We start from the raw sequence: 22,304 nt of genomic DNA on the forward strand, positions 1-22,304 counted from the left end.
CCGCCCACAGCACCACCGACCCGGTCGCGAACATCACCGCCGCCGCCAACTACGCCGCGCACCGCTACGGTTCCATCGACAACGTCAACTCCGCGTACTGAAGCCCCCTGGAATTCCCGGGCTTGACGCACGCGGGCAGCACCACGACGATCCGCGCCCGGCGCGGCCGCGCAGAACCCCCGACCTCTCTTTCTTGAAGTTCGTTTTACGCGTCGCACGCAACTGCGGCCCGCACCCCGTCGTCTGAGAGGGAGCGGACCTGGCGGGAGCGGACGGACGAGAGAGCGGAGCGAGTGGTGGGACGGCGCAACGGCGGTATAGCGGGAGTCGCACTGATCACGGCGGCGCTGCTGATGGGTGTCAGCGCCTGCGGCGGGGGCGGTGGTGACAAGACCGGCGGGGGCGGTGCGAAGGCGTCGGGCACACCGGGCCGGACCGCCTCACCGTCACCGACGAAGCCCGCGGGACCGCCCATGCTGCTGGAGACGATCACTCCGCGCACGGGCACCACGGTCGGCGTTTCCATGCCGATCTCGGTGGTCTTCACCGACCCGGTGGCGGCGAAGGCACGGGCCACGGTGGAGAAGCACCTGAAGGTCAGCGCCTCGCGGCCGGTGGCCGGCGCCTGGCACTGGTTCGGCGACAAGCGCGCGGACTGGCGGCCGAAGACGTACTGGCCCTCCGGTACGAAGGTGAGGATCGACGCCGACATGAAGGGCGTCGGCAACGGCAACGGACGGTTCGGTGTGCACGGTTACACGCACACCTTCACCGTCGGCGACGATGTGCGCGCGGATGTCTCGGTGACCGGCCACACCATGCGGGTGACCCGGAACGGCAAGGCGGTGCGCACCCTGTCGATCAACGCCGGCAGTGCCCGGTATCCGACCTGGAACGGCACGATGGCCGTGATCGACAAGCAGGAGAAGGTCCACATGACCTCGTGCAGCGTCGGCATCAGCTGCGACAAGGGCAGCTCCGACTACTACGACCTGACACTGCCCTGGGACGTCCACCTGACCCAGTCCGGCACGTACGTGCACTACTCGACCGGCGACCCCACCCCGGGCGGCGGCAGCGCCCGCGGCTCGCACGGCTGCGTCCACCTGTCCCTGTCGGACGCCAAGTGGTTCTACGGCCAGGTCAAGCAGGGCGATCCCGTCACCATCACCGGCTCGCCCCGCGCGAAGGCCCCGGCCGACAACGGCTATGCCGCCTTCAACCTGGGCTGGGACCAGTGGCTCGCGGGCAGCGCGTCGGGCGAGGGGACGACCGGGACGCTGTGACGTTCCGGCGGCCGTCCCGGTGGCCTTCCGGGTGGCCGTCCGGGCGGCGGATCGCCCTCTGAAGCCCGGACGTTCCTCCGCAAGACACTTACCATATTCGCGTACACGGCGAATGCCCCGAATATGACATATATGGCATGTGTGAGAAGATGGCGAATGTGGCAATTGGTGCTGGCGGGTTCACCGGAACCCTCGGCTGGAAGCGCTCAGACAGGCGAGAGGAGCGCATCATGATCGCCAAGCTGCTCGGCAAGCTGTCCTTCACCCGCCACTACGGTGCGTACGGGGCTCACGAATGGGACGCCTACGCCGGCGACTAGGTCTTGACGGCACTCCCGGCGGGCGCCCCCGGACGCCCGCCGGCTCCCCGCCACACCACCGACGACATCGGCCTGGACGGGTACGAGAGTCGAGGACGATCTCATGGGCCGGATGAATGAGCCGCCGCGGCTGCCCGGAGGCAGCTTCGCGGCCTGGAACCGTGACCGGCTGGCCGTGGCACGCCGTGGCGCCGACGAATGCGGGGACGTCTGGCAGCTGGAACCGGGTGTCTACGTGGCCGCCACGGCCGGCGCGTGCGAAGCGGTGCTGCGTCGCGCGCAGGACTTCCCCAAGGCCCCCTCGCCCCTCTTCCCGCCGATGCGGGGGGCGAGTGGAGCACCGACGCCCGAGGAGCGTGTGCACGCCCACGCCGCCCGTATGCGCGGACTGCGCGCACAGGCGGTCGCGGCCCGGGTCGGTGAGATCGCGCCCGGGGCCGCACGCTTCGCCGACCGGTGGCCCACGGACCGGGACGTCGAGGTCCTGCCCCTGGTCCGGCACGCCCTGGCCGAGATCGGCGTGGACTACCTCTTCTCCGAAGACGCGCCCGCCCTGCTGCCCTTCGCCGCACAGCTCTTCCTCGCCCGGGAAGTACTCGTACGCCCCTCACGCTGGGAATGGCCGCGGTGGATCCCCACGCCGGCACGGCGGTTCCGCACCCGGCAGCAAGCCGCCTTCACCGACGCCCTGCGGCCCGTCGTCCGCCGGCGCCGTTCATCGGGCCGGCTCGGAGACGACGTGCTGGGACAGATGCTCCAGCCCTCCTCCCGCTACGGCACCCTGCCGGAAGAGGCCGTTCTCGACACGCTTCCCGGCATCACCGTCGCCACCTTCGAGGCGCCTACCCGGGCAGCCGGATGGATCCTGCTCCACCTGGCCCGGTACCCCGGGGCGGCGGACCGCGTCGCGGCCGAAGCCGCCTCGCTGCCCGCGGACCCGGCCGGGACGACCGGCACCCACCTCGACAACCTGCGCTACACCCAGGCGCTGGTGCGCGAGGTGCTCCGACTGCACCCCCCGAGCTGGCTGCTGACCCGGCGCGCGCCGCGACGGACCGAACTCGCCGACTACGCCATCGACGCCGGGTCCACCGTCCTCGTCTGCCCCTACACCGCCCACCGGGACGCGCGGGAACACCCCGAACCGGACCTGTTCCGGCCCGAGCGCTGGCTCGACGATCCGGGTTCGCCCGGCGAGCCCGGGGCCTTCCTCTCCTTCGGCACCGGGCCGCACGGCTGCGAGGGAGCCGCGCTGGCGATGGCGATGCTGACACTGCTGACCGCGCAGACAGCCCGCTGCCACCGGATGAGCGAGCCGCCCGGACCGGAACCCGGTTACCGGGTCACGACGTTCGAAGGTCTCGCGACCTCGGGCTTGCGCCTGCGCGCCACCGCGCGCGACCAAGGGCGGTCCCGCGTGCGGTGACGGGCCGCCTCCCCGCAACTCGTCACGAGCGCCTCTCCGTGAGCGCCTCTTTGTGAGCCTCTCGGCATGAGCCCCTCGCCGTGGGGCACTTGTCGTGTGGCACTTGTAGTGGGGGCACTTGTCATGGGCCGCTCAGCGTGTGCCGCCGCGCGAATTCGTCGGCGAGCATGCCCATCAGGACGAGGTCGTGGTGCCGGCCACCGAAGTAGACGTGTTCCCGCAGGCGCCCCTCCTCGCTGAAGCCGAACCGGCGCATGAGCGCCAGTGACGCCTCGTTGGGGGCGAGGACCGCCGCCAGGCATTTGTGGTAGCGCCGCTCGGCGAACATGAAGCGCAGCAACAGCACCATGGCCTCTGTCGCGTAACCCTTGCGCCGGTGGTCGGCGCCGATCATGACATCGAACTCGAACCAGCCCGAACGAGTGCCGGTGCGGTGGGAGCCGACGGTGCCGACCAGCTCCGCCCTGGCCGTCGTCTCGACCGCCAGCCGGAAGCGGTCGCCATCGCACGCGGCGACGGCCTGCTCCCTCGCCCAGACACGATGGCTCTCGGCGGACCGCGGCGGATCCAGCCGGCCCACTCGCCGCCCGTCGTCGTCGGCGAAGCGCGCCAACGCCGTCCAGTCGTCGGGCTCCACAGCGCGGAGACGTACCCGTTCACCGGTCCAGGACGATGCCATGCCCGATTGGAACACGACGCGGTGCGCGCGAGGCCGAGAGGCACGCCGACGCGGGTGCCGCCCGCCGTCACCCGGCCACGACCGTGATACTAATACCGGTATAAGTATTGGGTCGATGTGCTCTGGGGAGTCGAACGCATGGTGGAGATCAAGACCGATGCCGCATTGGACGCGATGCGGGAGGCCGGGCGTGTGGTGGCCCACGCACTGGCCGCGGTACGGGAAGCCGCCGGCGTGGGGGTGTCCCTGGCGGATCTGGACGAAGCGGCCCGGTCGGTCCTGGCCGGGGCCGGAGCCGGCTCCCCGTTCCTCGGGTACCGGCCGTCCTTCGCTCCGGTCGCCTTCCCGGCCGTGATCTGCACGTCCGTCAACGACGCCGTGTCGCATGGCATCCCCACCGGCTACCGGCTGCGCGACGGCGACCTGGTGAGCGTCGACTGCGGCGCCGAACTCGACGGCTGGACGGGCGACGCGGCCGTCACCTTCACCGTCGGCACGCCACGCCCCGGCGACCTGGAGCTGATCGACGCCACCCGGCAGGCCCTCGACGCGGGCATCGCCGCCGCCCGGGTGGGCGGTCGCGTCGGCGACATCTCGCACGCCGTCGACACCGTCGCGCGCGAGGCGGGCTGCGGCATGCCCGCCGACTTCGGCGGCCATGGCATCGGCCGCCGCATGCACGAAGACCCCCACGTCCCCAACCGTGGCCGCCCCGGCCGCGGTTTCCCGCTCCGGCACGGTCTGGTCCTCGCCATCGAGCCCATGTTCATGGCCGGCGGGGAGAACACCTACCGCACCGATGCCGACGGCTGGACCCTGCGCACCACCGACGGCAGCAGGGCCGCCCACTTCGAGCACACCGTCGCCATCACCGACCAGGGCCCCCGCGTCCTGACCCTGCCCTGACGTCCTCCCGGATGCACGGACCGCCGGGCCCGACGCGTCGTCATCGGGCCCGGAGACCTGCGCTCAGCCGGGGCCTTCACCTGAACGAGTGGTCGGAATCCGGTCGGCCTCGACCGTAGGGAGCGGCGTCCGTCCGCACCGAGCGACAGGGGGCGGGACACGCAACTGGCGGACGGGGTGAGCGGTTGGCCGCCCGTCACGGCGGACGCCGTCGTCGGCGCCGACGCGGCATGCGCCATTTCCGGCGTCAACCTGCGTTGTCCGGTATGGGCATCACCTCCCCGAATGCACACACTCCGAGCACGTGGTACGACGACTTCAGCCATGAATGGGGAACGAACGATGCGTACGACCAGGAAGACGGCGGCCGCCCTTTCGGCCGCGGCGCTGCTGTCCGGCCTGCTGACGCTGGCCGGCGCCCCGGCGGCAAGCGCGGCGGACGGCTGCAACAACGACAACGGCAGGACCGTGCGAACCGCCTTCGGAGGCCAAGGGCAGGGCATCGAGCTCCGGGCGAACGGCGCGGGGGACAGCACCTGCGCCTGGGGCCGCATCGTCGGCGGCGCGCCGGGCATGCACGTCTGGGTGGACCGCAGCAGCGACGGCGGCCGGACCTGGGAGCCCCAGCTGGGCTGGAGGGAGATCAGCAGCGGGGGCAGCGTCTGGACCGAAGCGTGGCGGGACAGCAACGGCAAACTCATGCGCGCCTGCGGCGATTCGGGCTACAACACGGCGATCACCTGTACCGGTTGGTACTGAGCGGGACGACGGCCGGTCCCGGCGGGCGGCTCGTGCGGCCGGCCCCGCCGACGAGGACGGGGCCGTGCGGTAGAGCACGGGCCGCCGTCCCCGCAGCGCCCGCCGGCCCTTTTAAGGGGTGCGACGGCTCTGCTCTAGCCGATGCGCGTCCCGGTGCCGCTGACCCGGACACGCGGGTCATCGGCGCGCAGCGTCACCGTCAGTTCCCCGGGACGGCCCAGGTCCTCGCCCTGGTACAGGGTGAGGACGGCGTCCTCGGGGACCAGGCCGAACGCACGGGCGTACGCACCGAACGCGGCGGCCGCGGCGCCGGTCGCCGGGTCCTCGACGACGCCGCCGACGGGGAACGGGTCCCGGACGTGGAAGACGGTGGCCGACTCCCGCCACACCAGTTGCACCGTGGTCAGGTCCAGGCGGTGCATCAGGGCTTCGAGGCGTGGGAAGTCGTAGGCGAGGTGGGCGAGGCGCGCGCGTGTCGCCGCCGCGAGAACGAGGTGACGGGCACCGGCGAACGCTATCCGGGGCGGGAAGTCCGGGTCGAGATCGGCAGCCTGCCAGTCGAGCGCGGCGAGCGCCTCCGTCAGGTCGTCGTCGGAGACTTCCTCGATGTGCGGTTCCACGCTGGTGAGGGTGGCCCGGACCGTCCCGTTCTCCTCGGCCACCTCCACGGGCACGATGCCGGCACGCGTCGCGAACACCAGCTCCCCGGGGCCCGTCAGCTCGGCGAGAGCGACGGCGGCCGCGACGGTGGCGTGTCCGCAGAACGGCACCTCGGCCTTGGGGCTGAAGTAACGGATGCTGTAGGCGCGTCCTTCGTGGCCGCCGAGTTCCTCCGGGGGCGCCGTCAGGAAGGCGGACTCCGAGTATCCGAGGTCGGCGGCGATCGCCAGCATGTCGGCGTCGTCCAGGGCGGTGGCGTCCAGCACGACACCGGCGGGGTTACCGCCGCCGGGAGTGCTGGAGAAGGCGGTGTAGCGCAACACCTCGGGCTGCGGCGCGTTCGTCGTCATACCGGGGGTAACACGAGGCGAACGCACCGCTATTCCTGGACGCGACGGAGGCGGAGGCGGGGGCCGCGGGAGGCGCGGCGGGGCGGTTCCCCGGCCGGCCGGAGAGCGGGTGGCCGCCGTCGGGGTGGACGGCTGCGGGGCACCGCTGATGGCGATCACTCTCACCGGGCTGGCCCGCGCCTTCCGCTCCTTCGCGACGCGCCGCCCCCGGCAGTCCGGAGCGGCGCGTCGCCGACGCCATGCGCGCCCACCCCGAGTACGTCGCGGGCACCCGCCGCCGCGACACCTGGCTGATCCGGGAGGTGCCGGGCGTCCTGTCGAAGGTGGGCGCGGAGGCCGTCCGAGCCGTCGCGCTGCCCGACGGCCGTGCCCTCGCCCTCAAGGTCGACGACGGCGCGGCCCGCTCCCTCGGACCGGTCCTCGCGCGCGCCCTGCGCCTCCTCGGCGTGACGGCACCTGTCGTGGAGCGCATCGGCCGGACGCCGGTCCTGGGCGGCGGCCGGGAAGTGGGGGAGGTGCGGCCCGGTGTTCTGACCCGCCCCCGCTCCCCAGGTGCCGACGCCCGGTCAGGACGGGGCGGATCACGCGAAGTAGACGGCTTCCGGTGCGGCAGGCACCTGTTGACTCCCGTTTGGGATTCCGTTCCCCGAGCGTTCAGCCGGCGATCCCTGTCGGTGTCGTGTGAGCTTCCTAAGGTCCATGAGGCTTTCGAAAGAAGGGGCTCATGGACTCACAGCTCGCGATCCGGGCTCGCGGGATCACCAAGTGTTTCGGCGACGTCGTCGCGCTCGACGGCGTCGACCTGGATGTGGCACCGGGGGAGACGCACGGTCTCGTCGGGCCGAACGGTGCCGGCAAGACGACGCTGCTCGGCCTGCTGCTGGGCCTGGCCGTGGCCGACGGCGGCAGTCTGGAGATCCTCGGCAGGCCGGTGGGCCGGGCGTTCGAGGGCCCCGGCGGGGTGGCCGGATTCGTGGACGGTCCGGGGCTGTACCCCTCGCTCACCGCCCGGCGGAACCTCGCCGCGCTCGTCGCCCTGCGCGGCGGTGACACGCGGTCGGCGGCGATCGACGACGCGCTCGGGGAGGTCGGCCTCACGGACGTCGCCGACGATCGCGTCCGCGGCTTCTCCCTGGGCATGCGCCAACGGCTCGGCCTCGCCGCGGCCCTGCTCACCGGGCCGCGGCTGCTCGTCCTGGACGAGCCCTCCAACGGCCTGGACCCGGCCGGCAAGAAGCACGTACACGGTGTCCTCACCCGGCTCGCGCGGCAGGGAACCGCCGTCGTGCTGTCGAGCCACCGCATGGACGACGTGGAGGCGCTCTGCTCCGACGTCACCCTCCTCGCGACCGGACGGGTCGTCTTCTCCGGGCCGCTGGCCGAGTTGGCCGACGAGAACCGTGAACTCGACTACCGGCTCGTCACCTCCGATCCGGTACGAGCACGCCGGCTGGCCGACGACACGCCCGCGATCCACGTGGCCGACGACACCGCGGGATGCCAGGGAGGCGAGGCGCTCGTGGTGCGCGCGCTGGTGCCCGCCCTCGACGACCTGGTGGCACGGCTCGTCCACGCGGGCATCGCACTGCGCGAACTGACCCCGGTCGTCTCCCCGTTGGAGGCGGCGTTCCTCGCGCTGACCGAGCCGGCAACGGCCCGCGTCCCCGGTGTACGGCAGACGGGGGACGGCACCGCCGGTGCGCGGCAGACCGACGTCCAGCGGCAGGAGGCCGTTTCATGACCGCGACCGTGACCCCGGCCGCCGTAGCCGATCCCGGGCACGGCACCGGTTCAGGCCGTGTCTCAGTTGCCCGAGGCTACCGCTTCGAGGTGGTCAAGCTCGTCTCGCAATGGCGCATCCGCCTGCTGGTCCTCGCCTGCTGGATCGCGCCCGCGCTCTTCGTGGCCGGAGTCACCCGGCAGGGCACGCTGCCCACGGACACCCTCTTCGGCCGCTGGATGCACGCCACCGGCTGGGCCGGGCCGCTGGTGACGCTCGGCTTCGCCGGCACCTGGGCGCTTCCGCTGCTCACCTCCGTGGTCGCCGGCGATGTGTTCGCCGCCGAGGACCGGCTCGGCACCTGGCGCCACCTGCTCGTCGTCGTGCGCTCGCCCCGGCGGGTCTTCGCGGCGAAGGCGCTGGCCGGCCTCACCGTCGTCCTGCTGCTCGTGGCCGGGCTGGTCGCCTCCAGCACGGCCGGCGGGCTGCTGACCGTCGGCGACCAGCCGCTGGTCGGCCTCGACGGCCGGCTGCTCGCGCCGGGGGACGCGGCGGTGAGGGTCCTCCTCGCCTGGGCCTGCGTGCTCGCCCCCACCCTGGCCCTCGGCGGGATCGGGCTCCTCGGGTCGGTCGCACTGGGGCGTTCCCCGATGGGGCTGCTGCTGCCCGCGCTCGTCGCGCTGGCGATGCAACTCGCCCAGATGCTGCCGCTCCCCGTCGCCGTACGCCTCGCCCTGCCCGGCGACGCCTTCATCGACTGGAAGGGGCTGTTCACCAGCCCGGCGCAGCTCACTCCGCTCCTGATCGGCATCGCCGTCAGCCTGCTGTGGGCCGTGACCGCGACGGCGCTGGCCCATGTCCTCTTCCTGCGACGCGACTTCACCAACCCCACCGACGACGGCTCGGCGCGCCGCGCGGTCACCGCCGGTGCCCTGCCGCTCGCGGGGCTGCTCGGCGCGACGGTCGCGGTCTTGGCGGCGACGACCACGGCCACCGGCTCCGGGATCGAGCAGACCCGGGTGGAGCACTCCCTCGCCACGGAGTTCGCCCATCTGTACCGCATGCAGACCCGGCAGCTGCACCGCCCCGCCGTCACGGAGGCGCGGCTGGGGACCGCGGCGGCGTGCACCAAGGCCGGCGTCGGGGACGGCGCCCAGGGGCCGGGCAACGACTGGCGGTGCGTCGTCTCCTGGCACCTGCCGGGCGCCACGGCCACCGGATCGGCCGTCTACCAGCTCGACATCACGGCAGACGGGCGGTTCGTCGCCGACGGCGACGGACCGAAGGAAGTGAACGGCTACTTCCTGGTGCGCACTCCGACAGGCGACGCACCGAACCCGCTGTGGCAGTTCGACGGCAACGTCGCCCTGCTCTCCACCTCCCCGAAGGGATGACGCCATGCAGATAACGCGCCGCCGCCGGCCGGCCGAGAAGGAGTACCACGTCCTGCTCGGCAGACGGGTCAGCCGCCGGGCGACCCTGGTCACGGCATGTATCGCCACGGCCGCCCTGGCCACCGGCACCGCCCTCGCCGACACCCGCCACTTCGGCACCGACCAGGTCGGGCAGGTCACCGACAAGGGACAGGTCGTCGCCGCCGACCAGTACCTCGCCCCGTACGGCGACCGCCTCGTCATCGACGACGGCAAGATCATGTCGTCGACGGTCAGCCCGGACGGCGGCCACCTCGCCGCCTCGGTCGCCGACGGCGACGCCGCGCTGGTCGTGGTGGACCTGGCGACCGGGCGGGTGAAGCAGCGCGTGGGCACCTCCGCCGTGGACGACCAGCGGATCGGCAGCGGCGCCGTCGGGCAGGAAGGCCCGACGTACTCACCCGACGGCAAGCAGCTGTGGCTGGGCCAGACCGGCGGCTACACCAGGTTCACGGTGCACGAGGACGGGACCCTCGCCGACCCGGTCACCGTCAGGATCCCGGCCGACGGCGGCAAGCACGCCCTGGCCGCCGCCGCGGTGTTCTCGGCCGACGGCGCCACCGTGTACGCCGCGGTCAACGGCCAGAACCGGGTCGTCGCCATCGACGCGGCGACCGGCACCGTCCAGCGGAGCTGGACGGTCGGCAACGCCCCGCGCGGCATGGCCCGGGTCGGTGACAAGCTCTACGTCGGCAACGAGGGCGGACGGCCCGCGAAGGCCGGCGAGTCCACGCTCAACTCCTACGGGACCCAGGTGCCGGCCGACTCCGGGACCGGTGCCACCACCACCGGCACGGTCAGCGTCATCGACCTGGCCGACCCCTCCGGCGCCGTCGGGACCGTCGACGTCGGACTGCACCCGACCGCGGTGTACGCGCGGCGCGGCGCGGTGTTCGTCACCGACACCGCGGACAACGACGTGTCGGTCATCGACACCGCCAACGACAAGGTCGTACAGACCATCTCCACCCAGCCGTGGCCCGAGGCATCGATCGGCTACGAGCCCGACGCCGTCGCGCTCACCGACGACGGCCGGCTGCTGGTGACGCTCGGCCGCGCCAACGCCGTCGCCGTCTACCGCTACACCTCCCCGCAGGAGCCGGTCAGCTACGTCGGCCTCCTCCCGACGGACTACTTCCCCGCCGAGGTCGCCGCCACGGGCAACGAGGTGGTCGTCTCCCACACCCGCGGCATCGACGCGCGCCGCCCGGCGAGCACCGGCCACGGCACCCACGACACGACCTCCAGCCTGACGCGGTTCACCCTGCCCAGTGACCGGGTCATCCGCTCCCGGACCGCCGACGTCTTCCGCCAGAACGGCTGGACCGCCGGCTCGGTAACGCTGGCCGAGGGCAGGAGCCACGCGAAGCCGCAGCCGGTCCCGCGGCGGATCGGCGACCCGTCGACCATCAAGCACGTCTTCCTCATCGTCAAGGAGAACCGCACCTACGACCAGGTCTTCGGGGACGTCGCCGAGGGCGACGGCGACCCCTCGCTGACCCAGTTCGGCGCGAACGTCACACCGAACCAGCACGCGCTGGCGGAGCGGTTCGGGCTGTACGACAACACCTACGACATCGGCACCAACTCCGCCGAGGGCCACAACTGGCTGATGCAGGCCGACAATCCGGAGTACACGGAGTCCTCGGCCGGCGAGTACGCGCGCAGCTACGACACCGAGGACGACGCCCTCGGCCACCAGAAGTCGGGCTTCCTGTGGACGGGCGCCCAGGCCGCCGGCAGATCCGTGCGCGACTTCGGCGAGTTCCAGCAGTTCCTGACCAAGCCCGCCGGGGCGAGCTGGCAGAACCTGTACTGCGATGCCAGGAACATGGCCGCGACCGGGCAGGGCACCGCCTACCCGCTGAACTCGTCGTCGCCGATCCCGTCGCTCAACAGCGTGTCGGTGCCCGGCTTCCCGAAGTTCGACACCAGCGTCCCGGACGTCTACCGCGAGCAGATCTGGAAGCGGGACTTCGAGAAGAACGGCCCGGCGAACCTGAACATGTTCTGGCTCTCCAGCGACCACACCGGTGGTCCGGCGAGCCCGGCGGCCCAGGTCGCCGACAACGACCTCGCGACCGGCAGGATCGTCGACGAGATCTCGCACAGCCCGTACTGGAAGGACTCCGCGATCTTCGTCGTGGAGGACGACTCCCAGGCGGGCCTGGACCACGTCGACGGCCACCGCGCCCCGGTCCAGATCATCAGCCCCTGGGCCCGGCGCGGTGTCGTGGACCACCACTACTACTCGCAGATCACGTTGATCCGCACCATCGAGCAGATCCTCGGGATCCACCCGATGAACCAGAAGGACAGCGCGGCCACCCCGATGCGGGGCGTGTTCACCCGGCACCCGGACTACACGCCGTTCACCGCGCTGCCCAACCGGACCCCGCTCACCGACGGCCTGAAGACCCCGCCGTCCTGCGGTGTGGACACCCCGGCCGCGCAGGACCCCAAGGCGGCGGCCGTGCCCGCGGCGAAGGTGCCGGCGGACAAGAAGTCCCTCGCGGCCGAGTGGGACACCTGGAAGTCCCGGCAGCGTCTGACCGGACCGCACGCCGTCCCCGACTTCGCCAACCCGGCGCAGATGAACCACCTCACCTGGTACCAGACGCACAACTGGACGCGGCCGTACCCCGGTGAGAAGAGGATCTACGCGCCGAACGACGTGCCCGGCGCCTACATCCCGTCGCCGGAGTCCGACGGCTGACATGGCCCGCACCCGGCGAGAACTCCTGGCAGGCGCCCGCCCGCCAGGGGTTTCCGCCTTCCGCCTCCCGGTCGAGGAACACCGGCGACGGGCGGGAATGCGCCACCGCCCGGTGGTGTTGATACGAGCGTCTGACATGACCGAGTCAATGCAGAACCGGTCGAAGCGGTCGGTCCGGTCGACCGACGCGGAGGATGTCGGACGGAAGGAGTCCCTCATGGCACGCGGCACCACACGGCCCGTCGTCAGGCTGAAGTCGACGGCCGGTACCGGGGTCACCTACGTGACCCGCAAGAACCGTTCGAACGACGCCGACCGGCTGGCCCTGCGCAAGTACGACCCGGTGGCCGGCGGACACGTCCTGTTCCGCGAAGAACGCTGACCAACGCTCGCTGACCCCCGCCTCCGCCGATCCGCGGCGGAGGCCCCGCAAGGAGGCACCACCCATGAGGCATGACATCCACCCCGTCTCCCGCCCCGTCGTCTTCCGCGACCGCGCGGCCGGTTTCCAGCTGCTCACCCGCTCCACCCTCGACGCCCGCGAGACGGTCGAGTGGGAGGACGGGGCCACGTACCCGGTCGTCGACGTGGACGTCTCGTCGGCGAGCCACCCGTTCTACACCGGCACCTCGCGGGTGATGGACACCGCGGGCCGGGTGGAGCGCTTCGAGCGGCGCTACGGCCGCGGAGCCGCCCGCCGCTGACGACCCGGACCCACCAGCCCAGTCGACCCACCCGAAGGAGACCGCCATGAAGGTACGCAAGTCGCTGCGCTCGCTGAAGGCCAAGCCCGGCGCACAGGTGGTGCGCCGGCGGGGTGTGACCTTCGTGATCAACAAGAAGGACCCCCGCTTCAAGGCCCGCCAGGGCTGACGACCGGCCTCACCGCACACCCGGGCCCGGCACCGCACGCGGGGTGCCGGGCCCCGTGGTACCGGGCGGTCCGCCGTCCGCCCGGGTTCCGTGCGCGGCGCCGAGCGCCGCGGTCCCGCTACCTCAGTCCGTCGTTCAGCGCGGTCATCAGCTGACCGTTCGGCGTGTCGCCGGACATCTCCCAGACGAAGCCGCCCAGCAGCCCCTTGGACTTGATCCAGGCGGTCTTCTTCCCGATCGACCAGGCGTCGTCGAACGTCCACCACTGGCCGCCGGGACCGGTGTAGCCGTAAGTCGAGACGGACTGCTCGTCATGGCGGACGGTCATGGACGGGAAGCTGGTGATCAGGTTGTGGTAACCGCGCACCCCGGCCTCGGTGTCGAACTGGCCGGGCGCCGCGCCCCCCGCGTCCTGCCACTCACCGGCGACCCCGCCGTCGGTCACGCCCTGCCAGCCGCGCCCGTAGAACGGGAAGCCCACCGTCAGCTTGCGGGGGTTGACCCCGGCGTCGAGATACACCTTGATCGCGTTCTCGACGCTGAAGTGGAAGGGGTACGGGTCCTGCGCGTCGGCGTACAGATTGGACCCCTGCCCGGTGCGCTTGGGCTCCCAGGAGTTGTCGCTGCCGGCGCCGTGGAAGTCGTACCCCTGTACGTTGGCGTAGTCGAGGGAGTCGAAGATCCGGCTCAGGTCCCAGCCGGCGGAGATCTTCGCCGGGTCGGCCGGGGTGAACGCGGTCAGCAGCCGGTGCGCGCCGCCGAGCGCGTCGAGCTGCTTGCGGAACTCGGCGAGCAGCGCGGTCAGATCGGCCTTGTCCTGGGCGCCGTAGTGGTTGCCCGGGTGGCCTTCGGAGCCGGGCCACTCCCAGTCGATGTCGATGCCGTCGAAGATCCCGGCGCCCGTGCCCGGGCCGCCCGCGCCGTTGTAGACGGGCAGATCACCCTTGATCCACACATCGATGCAGGACTTGACGAACTTCTCCCGGGAGGCCTGCGTGGCCGCGGCGTCCGAGAAGAACTTCGAGTACGTCCAGCCGCCGAGCGACACCACGACCCTCAGCTTCGGGTACTTCGCCTTGAGCTTCTTCAACTGGTTGAAGTTGCCCCGGAGTTTGCCCCAGCCGTCGTCCGCGACCCCGTCCACCGACTGGGCGGCCGACATGGGACGCGCGTAGTCGGCGTCCGCGTCACCCGCGCCGGTCCCCTCGTCGGGGTCCTGCGGGTTGGCGGAGACGCCCTTGGTCACGCCCGCCTGGCAGGTCAGGTTGACCGGGTCGAGGTTCTCGAAGGAGTAGTTGATCACGTCGAGCTTGGCCGCGGCGCCCGAGGTGTCCAGGTTCTTCACGAAGTACTGCCGCCCGTAGATGCCCCACTGCGCGAAGTAGCCCACCTTGAGCTGCTTGCCCTGCCCGGCCACGTCGTCCGTGGTGGCGGTCACCGCGTTCGACGCCGGTGACGCGTTGTCGGCGGTGTCCCTCGCCCTGACGGTGAGGGTGTAGGCGGTGGCGGGGGAGAGGCCGTCGACGGAGACCGCCGTGGTGTCCGCGCCGACGGACTTCACCAGCGTGCCGCCGCGGTACACGTCGTAGGCGGCCACGCCCACGTTGTCGGTGGACTTGTCCCAGGCCAGGTCGACGCTGGAGGCCGTCCTGCCGGTGGTGCGCAGATTGCCGGGCGCGGTCGGCGGGGTCGGGTCGGTCGCCGGATCGACGGTCTTGACGGTCAACGGGGCGCTCGCCGGTCCCACGTTCCCGCGCGTGTCCTTGGCGCGCACAGTGAACGTGTAGCCCGTCGCCGGGGTGAGGCCGGTGGCGGTGGCCGAGGTGCCGGTCGCGGTGGCCACGGTGGCCGAGCCGCTGAGCACCTCGTAGGAGGCCACGCTGTGGTCGCCGCCCTGAGCTGCGGCCCAGCTCAGCGCGACCGAGTGCGCCGTGACCGCGGTCGCCTCCGGCGCGCCGGGCGCGGTCGGCGGGACGTCGGGGGTGCCGTCGCACTTGTCGCCGTTGACGGTGCAGCCCGTCGGGGCGCCGATCGGCCCGTTGGCGATGAACCAGTAGCTGTACGGCTCGGTGCTGCCGCCGGCCGGGACGCCGGCGTTGTAGTGGGCGTTCTTCACGCTCACGTGCCGCCCGGAGACGGTCGCGTCACCGTTGTAGTGGCCGGTCACCGAGACCCCGGCCGGCAGGTCGAACTCCAGGCTCCAGCCGCTGACGGCGGCCGATCCGCTGTTGCGGACGACGTAGGTGCCCTTCCACCAGGAGCCGTTGTCCTGGGCGGTGAACGCCGCCGTCAGCGTCCCGGTCGCGTGGGCGGGCGCGGCGAGCGCGGTGAGCAGGGCGAACGGCAGGAGCAGCGCGGTGCCCAGGGCCGTGCCCCACAGCCGGAGGCGGACACCGCGACGCCGGGCGCCGGGTCCGGGGCTGCCCGAGGGCGCTCCGGAGGGGTTTCCCCGAGACGGTGTGAGCGGTGGTCTGCGCAGGTGGAACATGGCTCTCCCTGTTGTCGTGGGGTGGTACAGGGGTGAGGTGAACCGTGCGTGCGCGTTGCCGGACCGAGCGCTCACAACGTAGAAGGTCTGGACCAATGCGTCAACGGGTGCGATGCCGAGCGGCGCGCCCACCACCGCCGACGGACGGCCGTGCGGGCGCTCTGCCGGTGGCTGTCGGTCCGGTGCCGGCGGGCTCCGGCACCTTTCGGGAGGTCCCCTCCTCCCCGCTGAACACCGCGCACGGGGGCTCCGGCGCCATGACCGGCGAACACGCCGCGGTGAGCGCACCCCGCCGGCCCCCGGGCGGCCGGGACCCGACGCCCGCGCGAGTGCCCCGCCGGGCTGTCGGCGTGCGCCGCCGCGGCCACCGCTGCCGAGACCGGCGTGGCCCTCGCCGCTCGGACGAAGGCACCCGCGAGGTCAGGGCGTGGCCGGGATCTCGGCGGTCGCCTCCGCCAGTGACTTGCGTGCCAGGTCCGGGACTTCGCAGTCGGCCGCGGCGTAGCCGATGGGGAAGAGGATGCAGGGCCGTTCGTTGCCGGGCCGTTCGCAGATCTCGGTGAGGAAGCCCATCGGGTTGGGCGTGTGGGTCAGGGTGCTCAGCCCCATCGCGTGCAGGGCGGCGATGAAGAGACCGCAGGCGATGCCCACGCTCTCGTTCACGTAGTAGTTCTTGCGCAGCGAACCGTCCGGCATCGCGGTGCTCTTCTCGGCGAAGCAGACGACGATCCACGGCACGACGTCGAGGTAGCCCTTGTCCGCACTGGTCTCCAGGCGGGCGAGCGCCGCGCGCCACTCGGGCGGGATGCGTCCGCCCTCGTAATTGACCTGCTCCTCCGCCTCGGCGGCGACCCGGATGCGGTGCTTGGTCTCGGCGTCGCCGATCACGGCGAACCTCCACGGCTGGAGGTGCGCCCCGGAGGGGGCGGTGTTCGCCGCGGCGATGGCGAGGTCGACACATGTGCGCGGGACCGGCTCGTCACTGAAGGACCGCACGCTGCGCCGGCGGTCGAGGAACGACACGAAGTCCTTCCCGCGCCGGACCGCCTCGGCCTCGTCGTACCGGTCGGGCCGGTAAGGGACGAACGGGTGGGTGTGCTGCCTCACGACTTCTCCTCGTGGACCGGGAGTCCACAGCGTGAGCCACTCACAGACGAATAGGCAACAGACCCTCCACCACATTGATAATCTGACAAGGAATGAGGCGTAGGAGTGCCTCCCAGGTCGCAGATCGGCAGGTGCGGTGGCACGCCAGGGACTCGACCCGCTCGACGGCCGGATGCTGCGCCTGCTCCGGGAGCGCCCGCGTGCGGGCCTGCTGGAGATCGCCCGCCAACTCGGCGTCGTGCGCGGCACGTTGCAGGCACGGCTCGACCGGCTGATCGGCTCCGGCGTGGTGACCGGCTACGGTCCGGACGTGGACGTCGCCGCACTCGGCCATGTGGTCCAGGCGTTCACCACGTTCGAGGTCGACCAGTCGGCCCGTGAGGCCATCACCGCGCGCCTGCGGACCGTGCCGCAGATCCTCGAGGCCCACATCGTGACGGGCCCCGGCGACATCTGGTGCCGCGTCGCCGGCACGAGCAACCAGCACGTGCAACAGGTGATCGACCAGGTCCTCGAGGTGCCGGGCGTCCGTCGGAGCACGACGGTCATCACGCTGAGCGCGGTCATCCCCTACCGGGTCCAGCCCCTGGTCGACGAGTTGTCCGGTCTGTCGGAAAGCCCCCGGTCGGGCGGTCGCCGCACAGACCGGGCCGCCGTGACGGAAGATCGTTCGCGCCGGCGGAAAACAAGCCATTGAACAAACAGCCCCCGGCACGGGCGGCCCGATCCGGCGGCGCGGCGACGCCGCCGGCGTGTCCGGTTTTCCGGGACGCGTTCACGCGGGGACGGATAGTCTGCCGTCGTGGGCGCGGACGAGGGGGCCGACGAGATCGGCGCGGAGCACGACAGCCGGGGCTGGGCCGCCACACGCTCCTGGGTGGAGGAGGGGCTGCCCGAGGCGGAGCACATCGAGAACGTCGTACGACTGCGCGGCGGCTGGACGTCGGAGATGCGCCGCCTGGACCTCCGTGGTCCGGGTGGCCGGCGCTCCCTCGTCCTGCGGTCCTTCGTCAAGCCCTTCTACGCCCGGCACGCGGAGGGCCTGCTGACCCGCGAGGCGGCCGTCCTGCGCCTGCTCGGAGAGACGGATGTGCCCGCGGCCACGCTCGCGGCGGTGGACGCGACGGCGCGGTACTGCGACCACCCCTCCCTGCTGATGTCCCTGCTGCCGGGGACCGTGCGCCTCGGCGACCAGGGCGCCGACGACCGCGCTGACCTGCTCGCCCGGCAGTTGGTGCGTATCCACCGGCAGCCGGTGCCCGCGCGCCGACGACCGCGCGCCTACCAGGCTTGGACCTCTCCCGAGCGGGTGACTCCGCCCGCGGCCACCGAGCGGCCCGAACTCTGGCAGCGGGCCGTCGACGTCATCCGGCGGGAGCCCCCGGCCCATGCGGGGTGCTTCCTGCACCGGGACTTCCATCCCGGCAACGTCCTCTTCACGGGCACCGGCGACGACCTGCGGATCAGCGGTGTCGTCGACTGGGTGGAGACCTCCTGGGGGCCGGCCGACCTGGACGTGGCCCACTGCTCGACGGCCCTCGCCCTGCTGCACGGAACCCCCGCCGGCATGCGCTTCGCCGACCGCTACGTCGACGCGGGAGGAACCCTGACCGACGATCGCGCCGACCACCTCTACTGGCGGCTGCTGGACGCGTTGGGCTTCGCCCCCGACGCGGAGAAGGTCGCTGTCCCCTGGCGTGAACTGGGCCGCGCCGACCTGACGTCCGGCGTCCTGACCCGGAGACTGGAGGAGTACATCGCGGCCCTCCTCGGCCGCTACGCCTGAAACGCCGCCGCGCCCTCGCGACGCCCCGCCAGGCGACCAGCCACACGAACGGGTCCTGACCCGGCTCACTCGACGTCACCTGACGGGCGGCTGCCCGGCGCGTGCACCCCGGAGCGGCCTGCCGCCCCGGACCCTGCCGACGCTTGTCGGAGACGTCACGGGAATGCACTCTGACGAGCCGGATTCCGTCTAGGCGATGGACGCGTGGAAGATCTGACGACACGCCGGATAGTCACCCCTGCGAGTGATTGTTGCGCTCCGTGCATCCAATGATACTCAGAGTATCCGGAGGGCTCTTGGGGGGCTCTCCCGGCGTGAGGAGAGCGGCTATGACCACAGCCGACGCACCCGCATCCGCGGTGCCGCAGATCACGGGCAGTTCGCAGTCCGCCGGCCAGGCGCAGGGCCTCGCGGCCATCGGCGGGAATGTCACCGCCGTGTGGCGGGGCTGGTGGACCTGGTCCCCGGGGAACGGGACGTGGAACCTCCAGATCCCGTGGAACGTCATCGGGGTCAACTCGACCGTCGTCGTCACGGCCTCGGAGACCGACGGGAGCGGGAACCGGTTCGTCGGCGAAGCGGCGTTCCAGGTGTCCAGCATCGCCCCCGGCAACGGAGTGGTGACGTTCAAAATCAACATCGGCTGGGGCAGCCCGCTGCCGATGCGTACCGACGTACTGGTCTTCAACTGATTCGGCGCGCAGCCGGGGACCGGCCTGACCGCCTGTGGGGCGAAGGGCGACCGGAGCGCCGTAGGCGGTCCGGTCGTCGCCCCGCCGCTCCCTTCCGCCCGCTCGCGAGACCGGACTGCCGACCGGCCCCGGTGACAGCGGGCGTGGACGAGGCACACGGGACTCTCACACGAGCGGACCGCTGACCGGAAGCCACAGGGGAACCCGTAGAGCGCTGTCCGCCGCCGAGGGAGCCCGACATGACGGTCATCGTCGCCTGCCTGTTGCTGCCCGCCATGACCGTACTGCTGTACGGCATGGACCGCGTCGAGGACTGGCTCGCCCGCACCCCCCGACGCCCCCGCCACGCCCACACCCGCTCCCGGCACCTGCGTCTGATCCAGGGCGGCAAGGGCGGCGCGCGGAACCCCCTCACCCGTCCGCACCAGGGCCGGCGCTCGTCCGACGCCGCCTGATCCCAAACGAAACCCCCTAGGCTCCCCGCATGACGGAGAACCCCTGGGCGCGGATACCCGACCGCCCGCCGTACGGATGCCCCGCCGACCTGCCCCACCTGGAGGCATTCAACGCCACGCTGAACGCGGACGAGCCCCGCCTTCGCCTGGACTTGAGCCTCCCGCCCGAGCCCTTCCTGGGCCTTCACGATGCTCGTCTCGTCGTGCTGCTCGCCAACCCGGGCCGCAGCCCGCACGATGCCGCCATGTACGCGCGGGACGGAGTCACGGAGCGGTCGCTGGCCGGTACGGCGTCGCCCGGGGGTGCCCCCAACCATTTCCTGGCCGAGGACATGAGAGACACACCGGGAGGCCTGTGGTGGCGGCGCACACTCCGCGGCCTGCTGGAACTCGGCCACTCCTACGACCTCCTGGCCCGACGTGTGCTGGCGGTGCAGTTCCACGGCTATCACTCCGCCGCTTGGCAGCCCCTGCCGATCACGCTGCCCTCGCAGCCGTACGGCTTCGCCCTGGTGCGACGCGCGGTGGAGCGCGGGGCGGTGATCGTGCTCGGACGAGCGGCCTCGGCGTGGCGGGTGGCGGTGCCCCAACTGGGTTCGTACGAGCACGTGGTGCGTCCGCGTTCCCTCCGCAACGCTGCCCTGAGCCGGGGAAACTTCAGTCCTCCGGAATTCGCGAAGATGGCGGACGCGCTCACCGAGTAGCGACGGCACCCACTGAGGACCTGTTCGAGCACTCAACCGGGAGCGCATGGCATGACACCCCATGGCGCTCGCCACCCGGTGGCAACTCACACCCTGCCGGCCTGCCATAGGCGGAGTCCTGGCACACCTGGGTGTCAGCCGAGCAGTTTCGGCAGGGCGCTCATGTCGCCGAAGACGCGGATGCGGCCGGACCACCGGGCCTCTTCGGGGTGGTCCGGGCGGTACCAGCAGACCCGGAGACCGGCGTCGTGGGCGGAGCGCACTCCCACCTCGCTGTCCTCCACCGCGACGACGGTCTCGGGGTCCACCGCCAGCAGTTCCACCGCTCGCCGGTACAGCCCGGGGTCCGGCTTCCAGGTCCCCAGTTCGTACGCCGAGAAGTGGGGGCCGTCGAAGAAGCCGGCGAGGCCGGTCCGGCGCAGGCGGTCCTCGATCATGTCCAGGGGTGAGTTCGACACGACGTAGCGGTGCGTCGTGATCTCCCGCAGCGCTTCCGCCATCCCGGGCGTGGCACGCAACCGGGTCCCCAGGTACCGCTCGGCGATCTCCCTCACCTGTTCCACCGCGTCGTCCGGCAGCGGGGTGTCGGTGTGCTGTCCGATGATGCCGACCGACTCGCTCATGCGGCGGCCCGCGACCAGTTCGGCGAAGCCCTCGGCCGGGACCCGGGCGTGCACGCTCTCGGCGAAGTCGAGCAGAGCCCGCACCTCGGCGTCCTGGCTGTCGACGAGTACGCCGTCGAGGTCGAACAGCACGGTCGGCGCGGTCATGCGCCGAGACCGTGCCGGCGCAGGAAGGCGTCGTAACGCCCGGCGAGTTCCGTCGCCGCGGCGCGTGCCTCGGTGACCTTCAGCTCCGAGCAGTGGTAGCCCAGCATGTCCCGCATGACCGCCATGCGTTCCTCGGTGAAGTGGACCGTGCCGTTGGCCGCCACGCGCTCGATCCCGTCCAGTCGCTGGCACTGCCGGTTGACGGTCTCCGCCGCCGAGGGGTCGATGCCGGGCGGGAGGTCGAGCCGTACGCCGTCGCTCGACACCCGTACGGGGTAGCCGCCGACCATGCCGCCCGGGGCGGGCGCGTGCAGGGAACTCTCACCGTGGGACAGCAGCGCGAGGAGGAGGCGCGCGGCGGAGGTGGCCGTCAGTTGCTGGCCTTCCTTGCCGCCCTGCCGCCGCAGTCCGCCGGCCAGCCGCGCGTACGCCGCGCCGGTGTCGATCTCCGCCTTCGTCCCTCCGACGCGCACGTCGAGCAGGTGCGGAATGCCGCGCGCCTCGCCGAAGCGGTGCACATGGTGGCTGAAGTAGTGGTGTCCGACGGCCTTCACGCCGACCTCTGCCGGGGAGACGCCCAGCTCCTCGGCGGCGGCCCAGGTGATGCCCGGCACGATGTTGCCGATGTTGCCGATGCCGACGTCGGGCGCGAGGCCGATGGTCGCCAGGGCCGGGCCGACCGCGTCGGGGTACGCGCCGTTGACGACGACCGCCTCCGACTCCGCGAGACGCACGGCCTGCATCAACTCGTGCGCGAGCGTGAGGTGCATCGGCAGCCACGGGCCGAGCTGCGCCTCGTCCAGGCGCCTGAACAGTTCTTCGGGCAGATCCATGATGGCGCGGGCGGCCTGGATGGACGCCCCCAGGAAGATGACCGTCGGCCGGATGCACCGGAGTTCCTCCGCGGTGCGGTCCACGTCGGCCAGGTCGAGCGCGACCGCCTCGACCTCACGGGCATGGCCGAGATTGCCCGCGGCCAGCTTCGTCAGGTTCGCGAAGCGGGTGGCTCGCTCCAGTGAGCGGCTCGCCAGGACGATCCGCGTCTCCGGTTCCGCGCTCGCCAGCAGATGACCCAGCCGTATGGTGAGGTCACCGGCACCGATGAGGAGGACCCTCGGTATCTCACCGGTCGTGCTGCCTGACATGTCTCCTCCGGAACGAGTCGAAGTGGTGG

Annotated in this window: 21 protein-coding genes and 2 pseudogenes; 17 read left to right on the forward strand and 6 right to left on the reverse strand. The window is 71.9% G+C overall.

Features of this window, described 5'->3' with window-relative positions; all coding sequences use genetic code 11:
- From IF37_RS45615 to IF37_RS0109190, 3 genes and pseudogenes are all read left to right on the forward strand, one after another.
- Window positions 1-101 (forward strand): annotated as a pseudogene (locus IF37_RS45615) (lytic transglycosylase); the annotation flags it as partial.
- A gap of 195 nt (window positions 102-296) precedes the next feature.
- Window positions 297-1,286, forward strand: a complete 990-nt coding sequence (locus tag IF37_RS0109180) for an Ig-like domain-containing protein (RefSeq protein ID WP_030739056.1) — start codon at window positions 297-299, stop codon at window positions 1,284-1,286.
- A 432-nt stretch (window positions 1,287-1,718) separates the two neighbouring features.
- Window positions 1,719-3,032, forward strand: a complete 1,314-nt coding sequence (locus IF37_RS0109190) for a cytochrome P450 (protein WP_253915707.1) — start codon at window positions 1,719-1,721, stop codon at window positions 3,030-3,032.
- Between the two features lie 121 nt (window positions 3,033-3,153).
- Here the strand turns inward: IF37_RS0109190 and IF37_RS0109195 are convergent, their stop codons facing one another.
- Complete coding sequence (locus IF37_RS0109195) at window positions 3,154-3,711, reverse strand: GNAT family N-acetyltransferase (RefSeq protein ID WP_030739063.1); 558 nt, start codon at window positions 3,709-3,711, stop codon at window positions 3,154-3,156.
- A gap of 138 nt (window positions 3,712-3,849) precedes the next feature.
- Here IF37_RS0109195 and map point away from each other — a divergent pair, with 138 nt between their 5' ends.
- Window positions 3,850-4,617 (forward strand): type I methionyl aminopeptidase, encoded by a 768-nt coding sequence (gene map, locus IF37_RS0109200; RefSeq protein ID WP_030739066.1) that lies wholly within the window; start codon window positions 3,850-3,852, stop codon window positions 4,615-4,617.
- A 342-nt stretch (window positions 4,618-4,959) separates the two neighbouring features.
- Complete coding sequence (locus IF37_RS0109205; RefSeq protein ID WP_030739073.1) at window positions 4,960-5,376, forward strand: hypothetical protein; 417 nt, start codon at window positions 4,960-4,962, stop codon at window positions 5,374-5,376.
- Window positions 5,377-5,510: 134 nt separating this feature from the next.
- Here IF37_RS0109205 and IF37_RS0109210 read toward each other — a convergent pair whose 3' ends face one another.
- Window positions 5,511-6,386: a PhzF family phenazine biosynthesis protein gene (locus IF37_RS0109210; protein WP_030739074.1), complete on the reverse strand. Its 876-nt coding sequence runs from the start codon at window positions 6,384-6,386 to the stop codon at window positions 5,511-5,513.
- Window positions 6,387-6,483: 97 nt separating this feature from the next.
- Here IF37_RS0109210 and IF37_RS41785 point away from each other — a divergent pair.
- The 7 genes and pseudogenes from IF37_RS41785 to ykgO all read left to right on the forward strand — a co-directional run.
- Window positions 6,484-6,907: pseudogene (locus IF37_RS41785) on the forward strand (asparaginase); the annotation flags it as partial.
- 203 nt (window positions 6,908-7,110) lie between these two features.
- On the forward strand, window positions 7,111-8,127 hold the full coding sequence (locus IF37_RS0109215; protein WP_079165633.1) for an ABC transporter ATP-binding protein: 1,017 nt from the start codon (window positions 7,111-7,113) through the stop codon (window positions 8,125-8,127).
- Complete coding sequence (locus IF37_RS0109220) at window positions 8,124-9,500, forward strand: ABC transporter permease (protein WP_030739078.1); 1,377 nt, start codon at window positions 8,124-8,126, stop codon at window positions 9,498-9,500. The genes IF37_RS0109215 and IF37_RS0109220 overlap by 4 nt, the downstream gene beginning before the upstream one ends.
- Window positions 9,501-9,504: 4 nt before the next feature.
- Entirely contained in the window at window positions 9,505-12,255 is a 2,751-nt protein-coding gene (locus IF37_RS0109225; protein WP_030739080.1) for an alkaline phosphatase family protein, read from the forward strand.
- Window positions 12,256-12,472: 217 nt separating this feature from the next.
- Window positions 12,473-12,637, forward strand: a complete 165-nt coding sequence (gene rpmG, locus IF37_RS39190; RefSeq protein ID WP_052845062.1) for a 50S ribosomal protein L33 — start codon at window positions 12,473-12,475, stop codon at window positions 12,635-12,637.
- 64 nt (window positions 12,638-12,701) lie between these two features.
- Window positions 12,702-12,959 carry a type B 50S ribosomal protein L31 gene (locus IF37_RS0109235; protein WP_030739083.1) on the forward strand — a complete coding sequence of 86 codons (258 nt, stop codon included), beginning with the start codon at window positions 12,702-12,704 and terminating at the stop codon, window positions 12,957-12,959.
- Window positions 12,960-13,005: 46 nt separating this feature from the next.
- Window positions 13,006-13,128, forward strand: a complete 123-nt coding sequence (ykgO, locus tag IF37_RS0109240) for a type B 50S ribosomal protein L36 (protein WP_006130958.1) — start codon at window positions 13,006-13,008, stop codon at window positions 13,126-13,128.
- 118 nt (window positions 13,129-13,246) lie between these two features.
- Here ykgO and IF37_RS0109245 read toward each other — a convergent pair whose 3' ends face one another.
- Entirely contained in the window at window positions 13,247-15,616 is a 2,370-nt protein-coding gene (locus IF37_RS0109245) for a glycosyl hydrolase family 18 protein (protein ID WP_253915708.1), read from the reverse strand.
- 420 nt (window positions 15,617-16,036) lie between these two features.
- On the reverse strand, window positions 16,037-16,723 hold the full coding sequence (locus IF37_RS0109250) for a nitroreductase family protein (RefSeq protein WP_030739090.1): 687 nt from the start codon (window positions 16,721-16,723) through the stop codon (window positions 16,037-16,039).
- A 136-nt stretch (window positions 16,724-16,859) separates the two neighbouring features.
- Between IF37_RS0109250 and IF37_RS0109255 the strand changes: the two genes are divergently transcribed.
- The 5 genes from IF37_RS0109255 (at window position 16,860) to IF37_RS0109275 (ending at window position 20,360) form a co-directional block, all read left to right on the forward strand.
- Complete coding sequence (locus IF37_RS0109255; protein ID WP_253915709.1) at window positions 16,860-17,420, forward strand: Lrp/AsnC family transcriptional regulator; 561 nt, start codon at window positions 16,860-16,862, stop codon at window positions 17,418-17,420.
- Window positions 17,421-17,525: 105 nt separating this feature from the next.
- Window positions 17,526-18,509 (forward strand): phosphotransferase family protein, encoded by a 984-nt coding sequence (locus IF37_RS0109260; protein ID WP_037856094.1) that lies wholly within the window; start codon window positions 17,526-17,528, stop codon window positions 18,507-18,509.
- A gap of 329 nt (window positions 18,510-18,838) precedes the next feature.
- Window positions 18,839-19,201: a hypothetical protein gene (locus IF37_RS0109265; protein ID WP_030739100.1), complete on the forward strand. Its 363-nt coding sequence runs from the start codon at window positions 18,839-18,841 to the stop codon at window positions 19,199-19,201.
- A 239-nt stretch (window positions 19,202-19,440) separates the two neighbouring features.
- Complete coding sequence (locus IF37_RS0109270; RefSeq protein ID WP_030739103.1) at window positions 19,441-19,656, forward strand: hypothetical protein; 216 nt, start codon at window positions 19,441-19,443, stop codon at window positions 19,654-19,656.
- Window positions 19,657-19,685: 29 nt separating this feature from the next.
- On the forward strand, window positions 19,686-20,360 hold the full coding sequence (locus IF37_RS0109275; RefSeq protein WP_030739106.1) for a hypothetical protein: 675 nt from the start codon (window positions 19,686-19,688) through the stop codon (window positions 20,358-20,360).
- Between the two features lie 134 nt (window positions 20,361-20,494).
- On the opposite strand, the gene IF37_RS40755 is transcribed toward IF37_RS0109275, so the two are convergent.
- The gene (locus IF37_RS40755; protein WP_052845052.1) at window positions 20,495-21,130 is read right to left on the reverse strand and encodes an HAD family phosphatase; all 636 of its coding nucleotides are present in this window, start codon (window positions 21,128-21,130) and stop codon (window positions 20,495-20,497) included.
- A complete protein-coding gene (locus IF37_RS0109285; protein WP_030739112.1) occupies window positions 21,127-22,275 on the reverse strand; it encodes a hypothetical protein in 1,149 nt (382 codons plus the stop codon). Before IF37_RS0109285 ends, IF37_RS40755 begins: the two co-directional genes overlap by 4 nt.
- Window positions 22,276-22,304: the final 29 nt, after the last annotated feature.

Source organism: Streptomyces sp. NRRL S-31 (genome assembly GCF_000718775.1).
GTDB lineage: Bacteria > Actinomycetota > Actinomycetes > Streptomycetales > Streptomycetaceae > Streptomyces.

Excerpts from the sequence above, each read along its gene's own strand:
- IF37_RS0109190 (WP_253915707.1), top strand. The coding sequence starts at position 1,719 with ATGAATGAGCCGCCGCGGCTGCCCGGAGGCAGCTTCGCGGCCTGGAAC.
- IF37_RS0109195 (WP_030739063.1), bottom strand. The coding sequence starts at position 3,711 with ATGGCATCGTCCTGGACCGGTGAACGGGTACGTCTCCGCGCTGTGGAG.
- map (WP_030739066.1), top strand. The coding sequence starts at position 3,850 with ATGGTGGAGATCAAGACCGATGCCGCATTGGACGCGATGCGGGAGGCC.
- IF37_RS0109205 (WP_030739073.1), top strand. The coding sequence starts at position 4,960 with ATGCGTACGACCAGGAAGACGGCGGCCGCCCTTTCGGCCGCGGCGCTG.
- IF37_RS0109210 (WP_030739074.1), bottom strand. The coding sequence starts at position 6,386 with ATGACGACGAACGCGCCGCAGCCCGAGGTGTTGCGCTACACCGCCTTC.
- IF37_RS0109215 (WP_079165633.1), top strand. The coding sequence starts at position 7,111 with ATGGACTCACAGCTCGCGATCCGGGCTCGCGGGATCACCAAGTGTTTC.
- IF37_RS0109220 (WP_030739078.1), top strand. The coding sequence starts at position 8,124 with ATGACCGCGACCGTGACCCCGGCCGCCGTAGCCGATCCCGGGCACGGC.
- IF37_RS0109225 (WP_030739080.1), top strand. The coding sequence starts at position 9,505 with ATGCAGATAACGCGCCGCCGCCGGCCGGCCGAGAAGGAGTACCACGTC.
- rpmG (WP_052845062.1), top strand. The coding sequence starts at position 12,473 with ATGGCACGCGGCACCACACGGCCCGTCGTCAGGCTGAAGTCGACGGCC.
- IF37_RS0109235 (WP_030739083.1), top strand. The coding sequence starts at position 12,702 with ATGAGGCATGACATCCACCCCGTCTCCCGCCCCGTCGTCTTCCGCGAC.
- ykgO (WP_006130958.1), top strand. The coding sequence starts at position 13,006 with ATGAAGGTACGCAAGTCGCTGCGCTCGCTGAAGGCCAAGCCCGGCGCA.
- IF37_RS0109245 (WP_253915708.1), bottom strand. The coding sequence starts at position 15,616 with ATGTTCCACCTGCGCAGACCACCGCTCACACCGTCTCGGGGAAACCCC.
- IF37_RS0109265 (WP_030739100.1), top strand. The coding sequence starts at position 18,839 with ATGACCACAGCCGACGCACCCGCATCCGCGGTGCCGCAGATCACGGGC.
- IF37_RS0109270 (WP_030739103.1), top strand. The coding sequence starts at position 19,441 with ATGACGGTCATCGTCGCCTGCCTGTTGCTGCCCGCCATGACCGTACTG.
- IF37_RS0109275 (WP_030739106.1), top strand. The coding sequence starts at position 19,686 with ATGACGGAGAACCCCTGGGCGCGGATACCCGACCGCCCGCCGTACGGA.
- IF37_RS40755 (WP_052845052.1), bottom strand. The coding sequence starts at position 21,130 with ATGACCGCGCCGACCGTGCTGTTCGACCTCGACGGCGTACTCGTCGAC.
- IF37_RS0109285 (WP_030739112.1), bottom strand. The coding sequence starts at position 22,275 with ATGTCAGGCAGCACGACCGGTGAGATACCGAGGGTCCTCCTCATCGGT.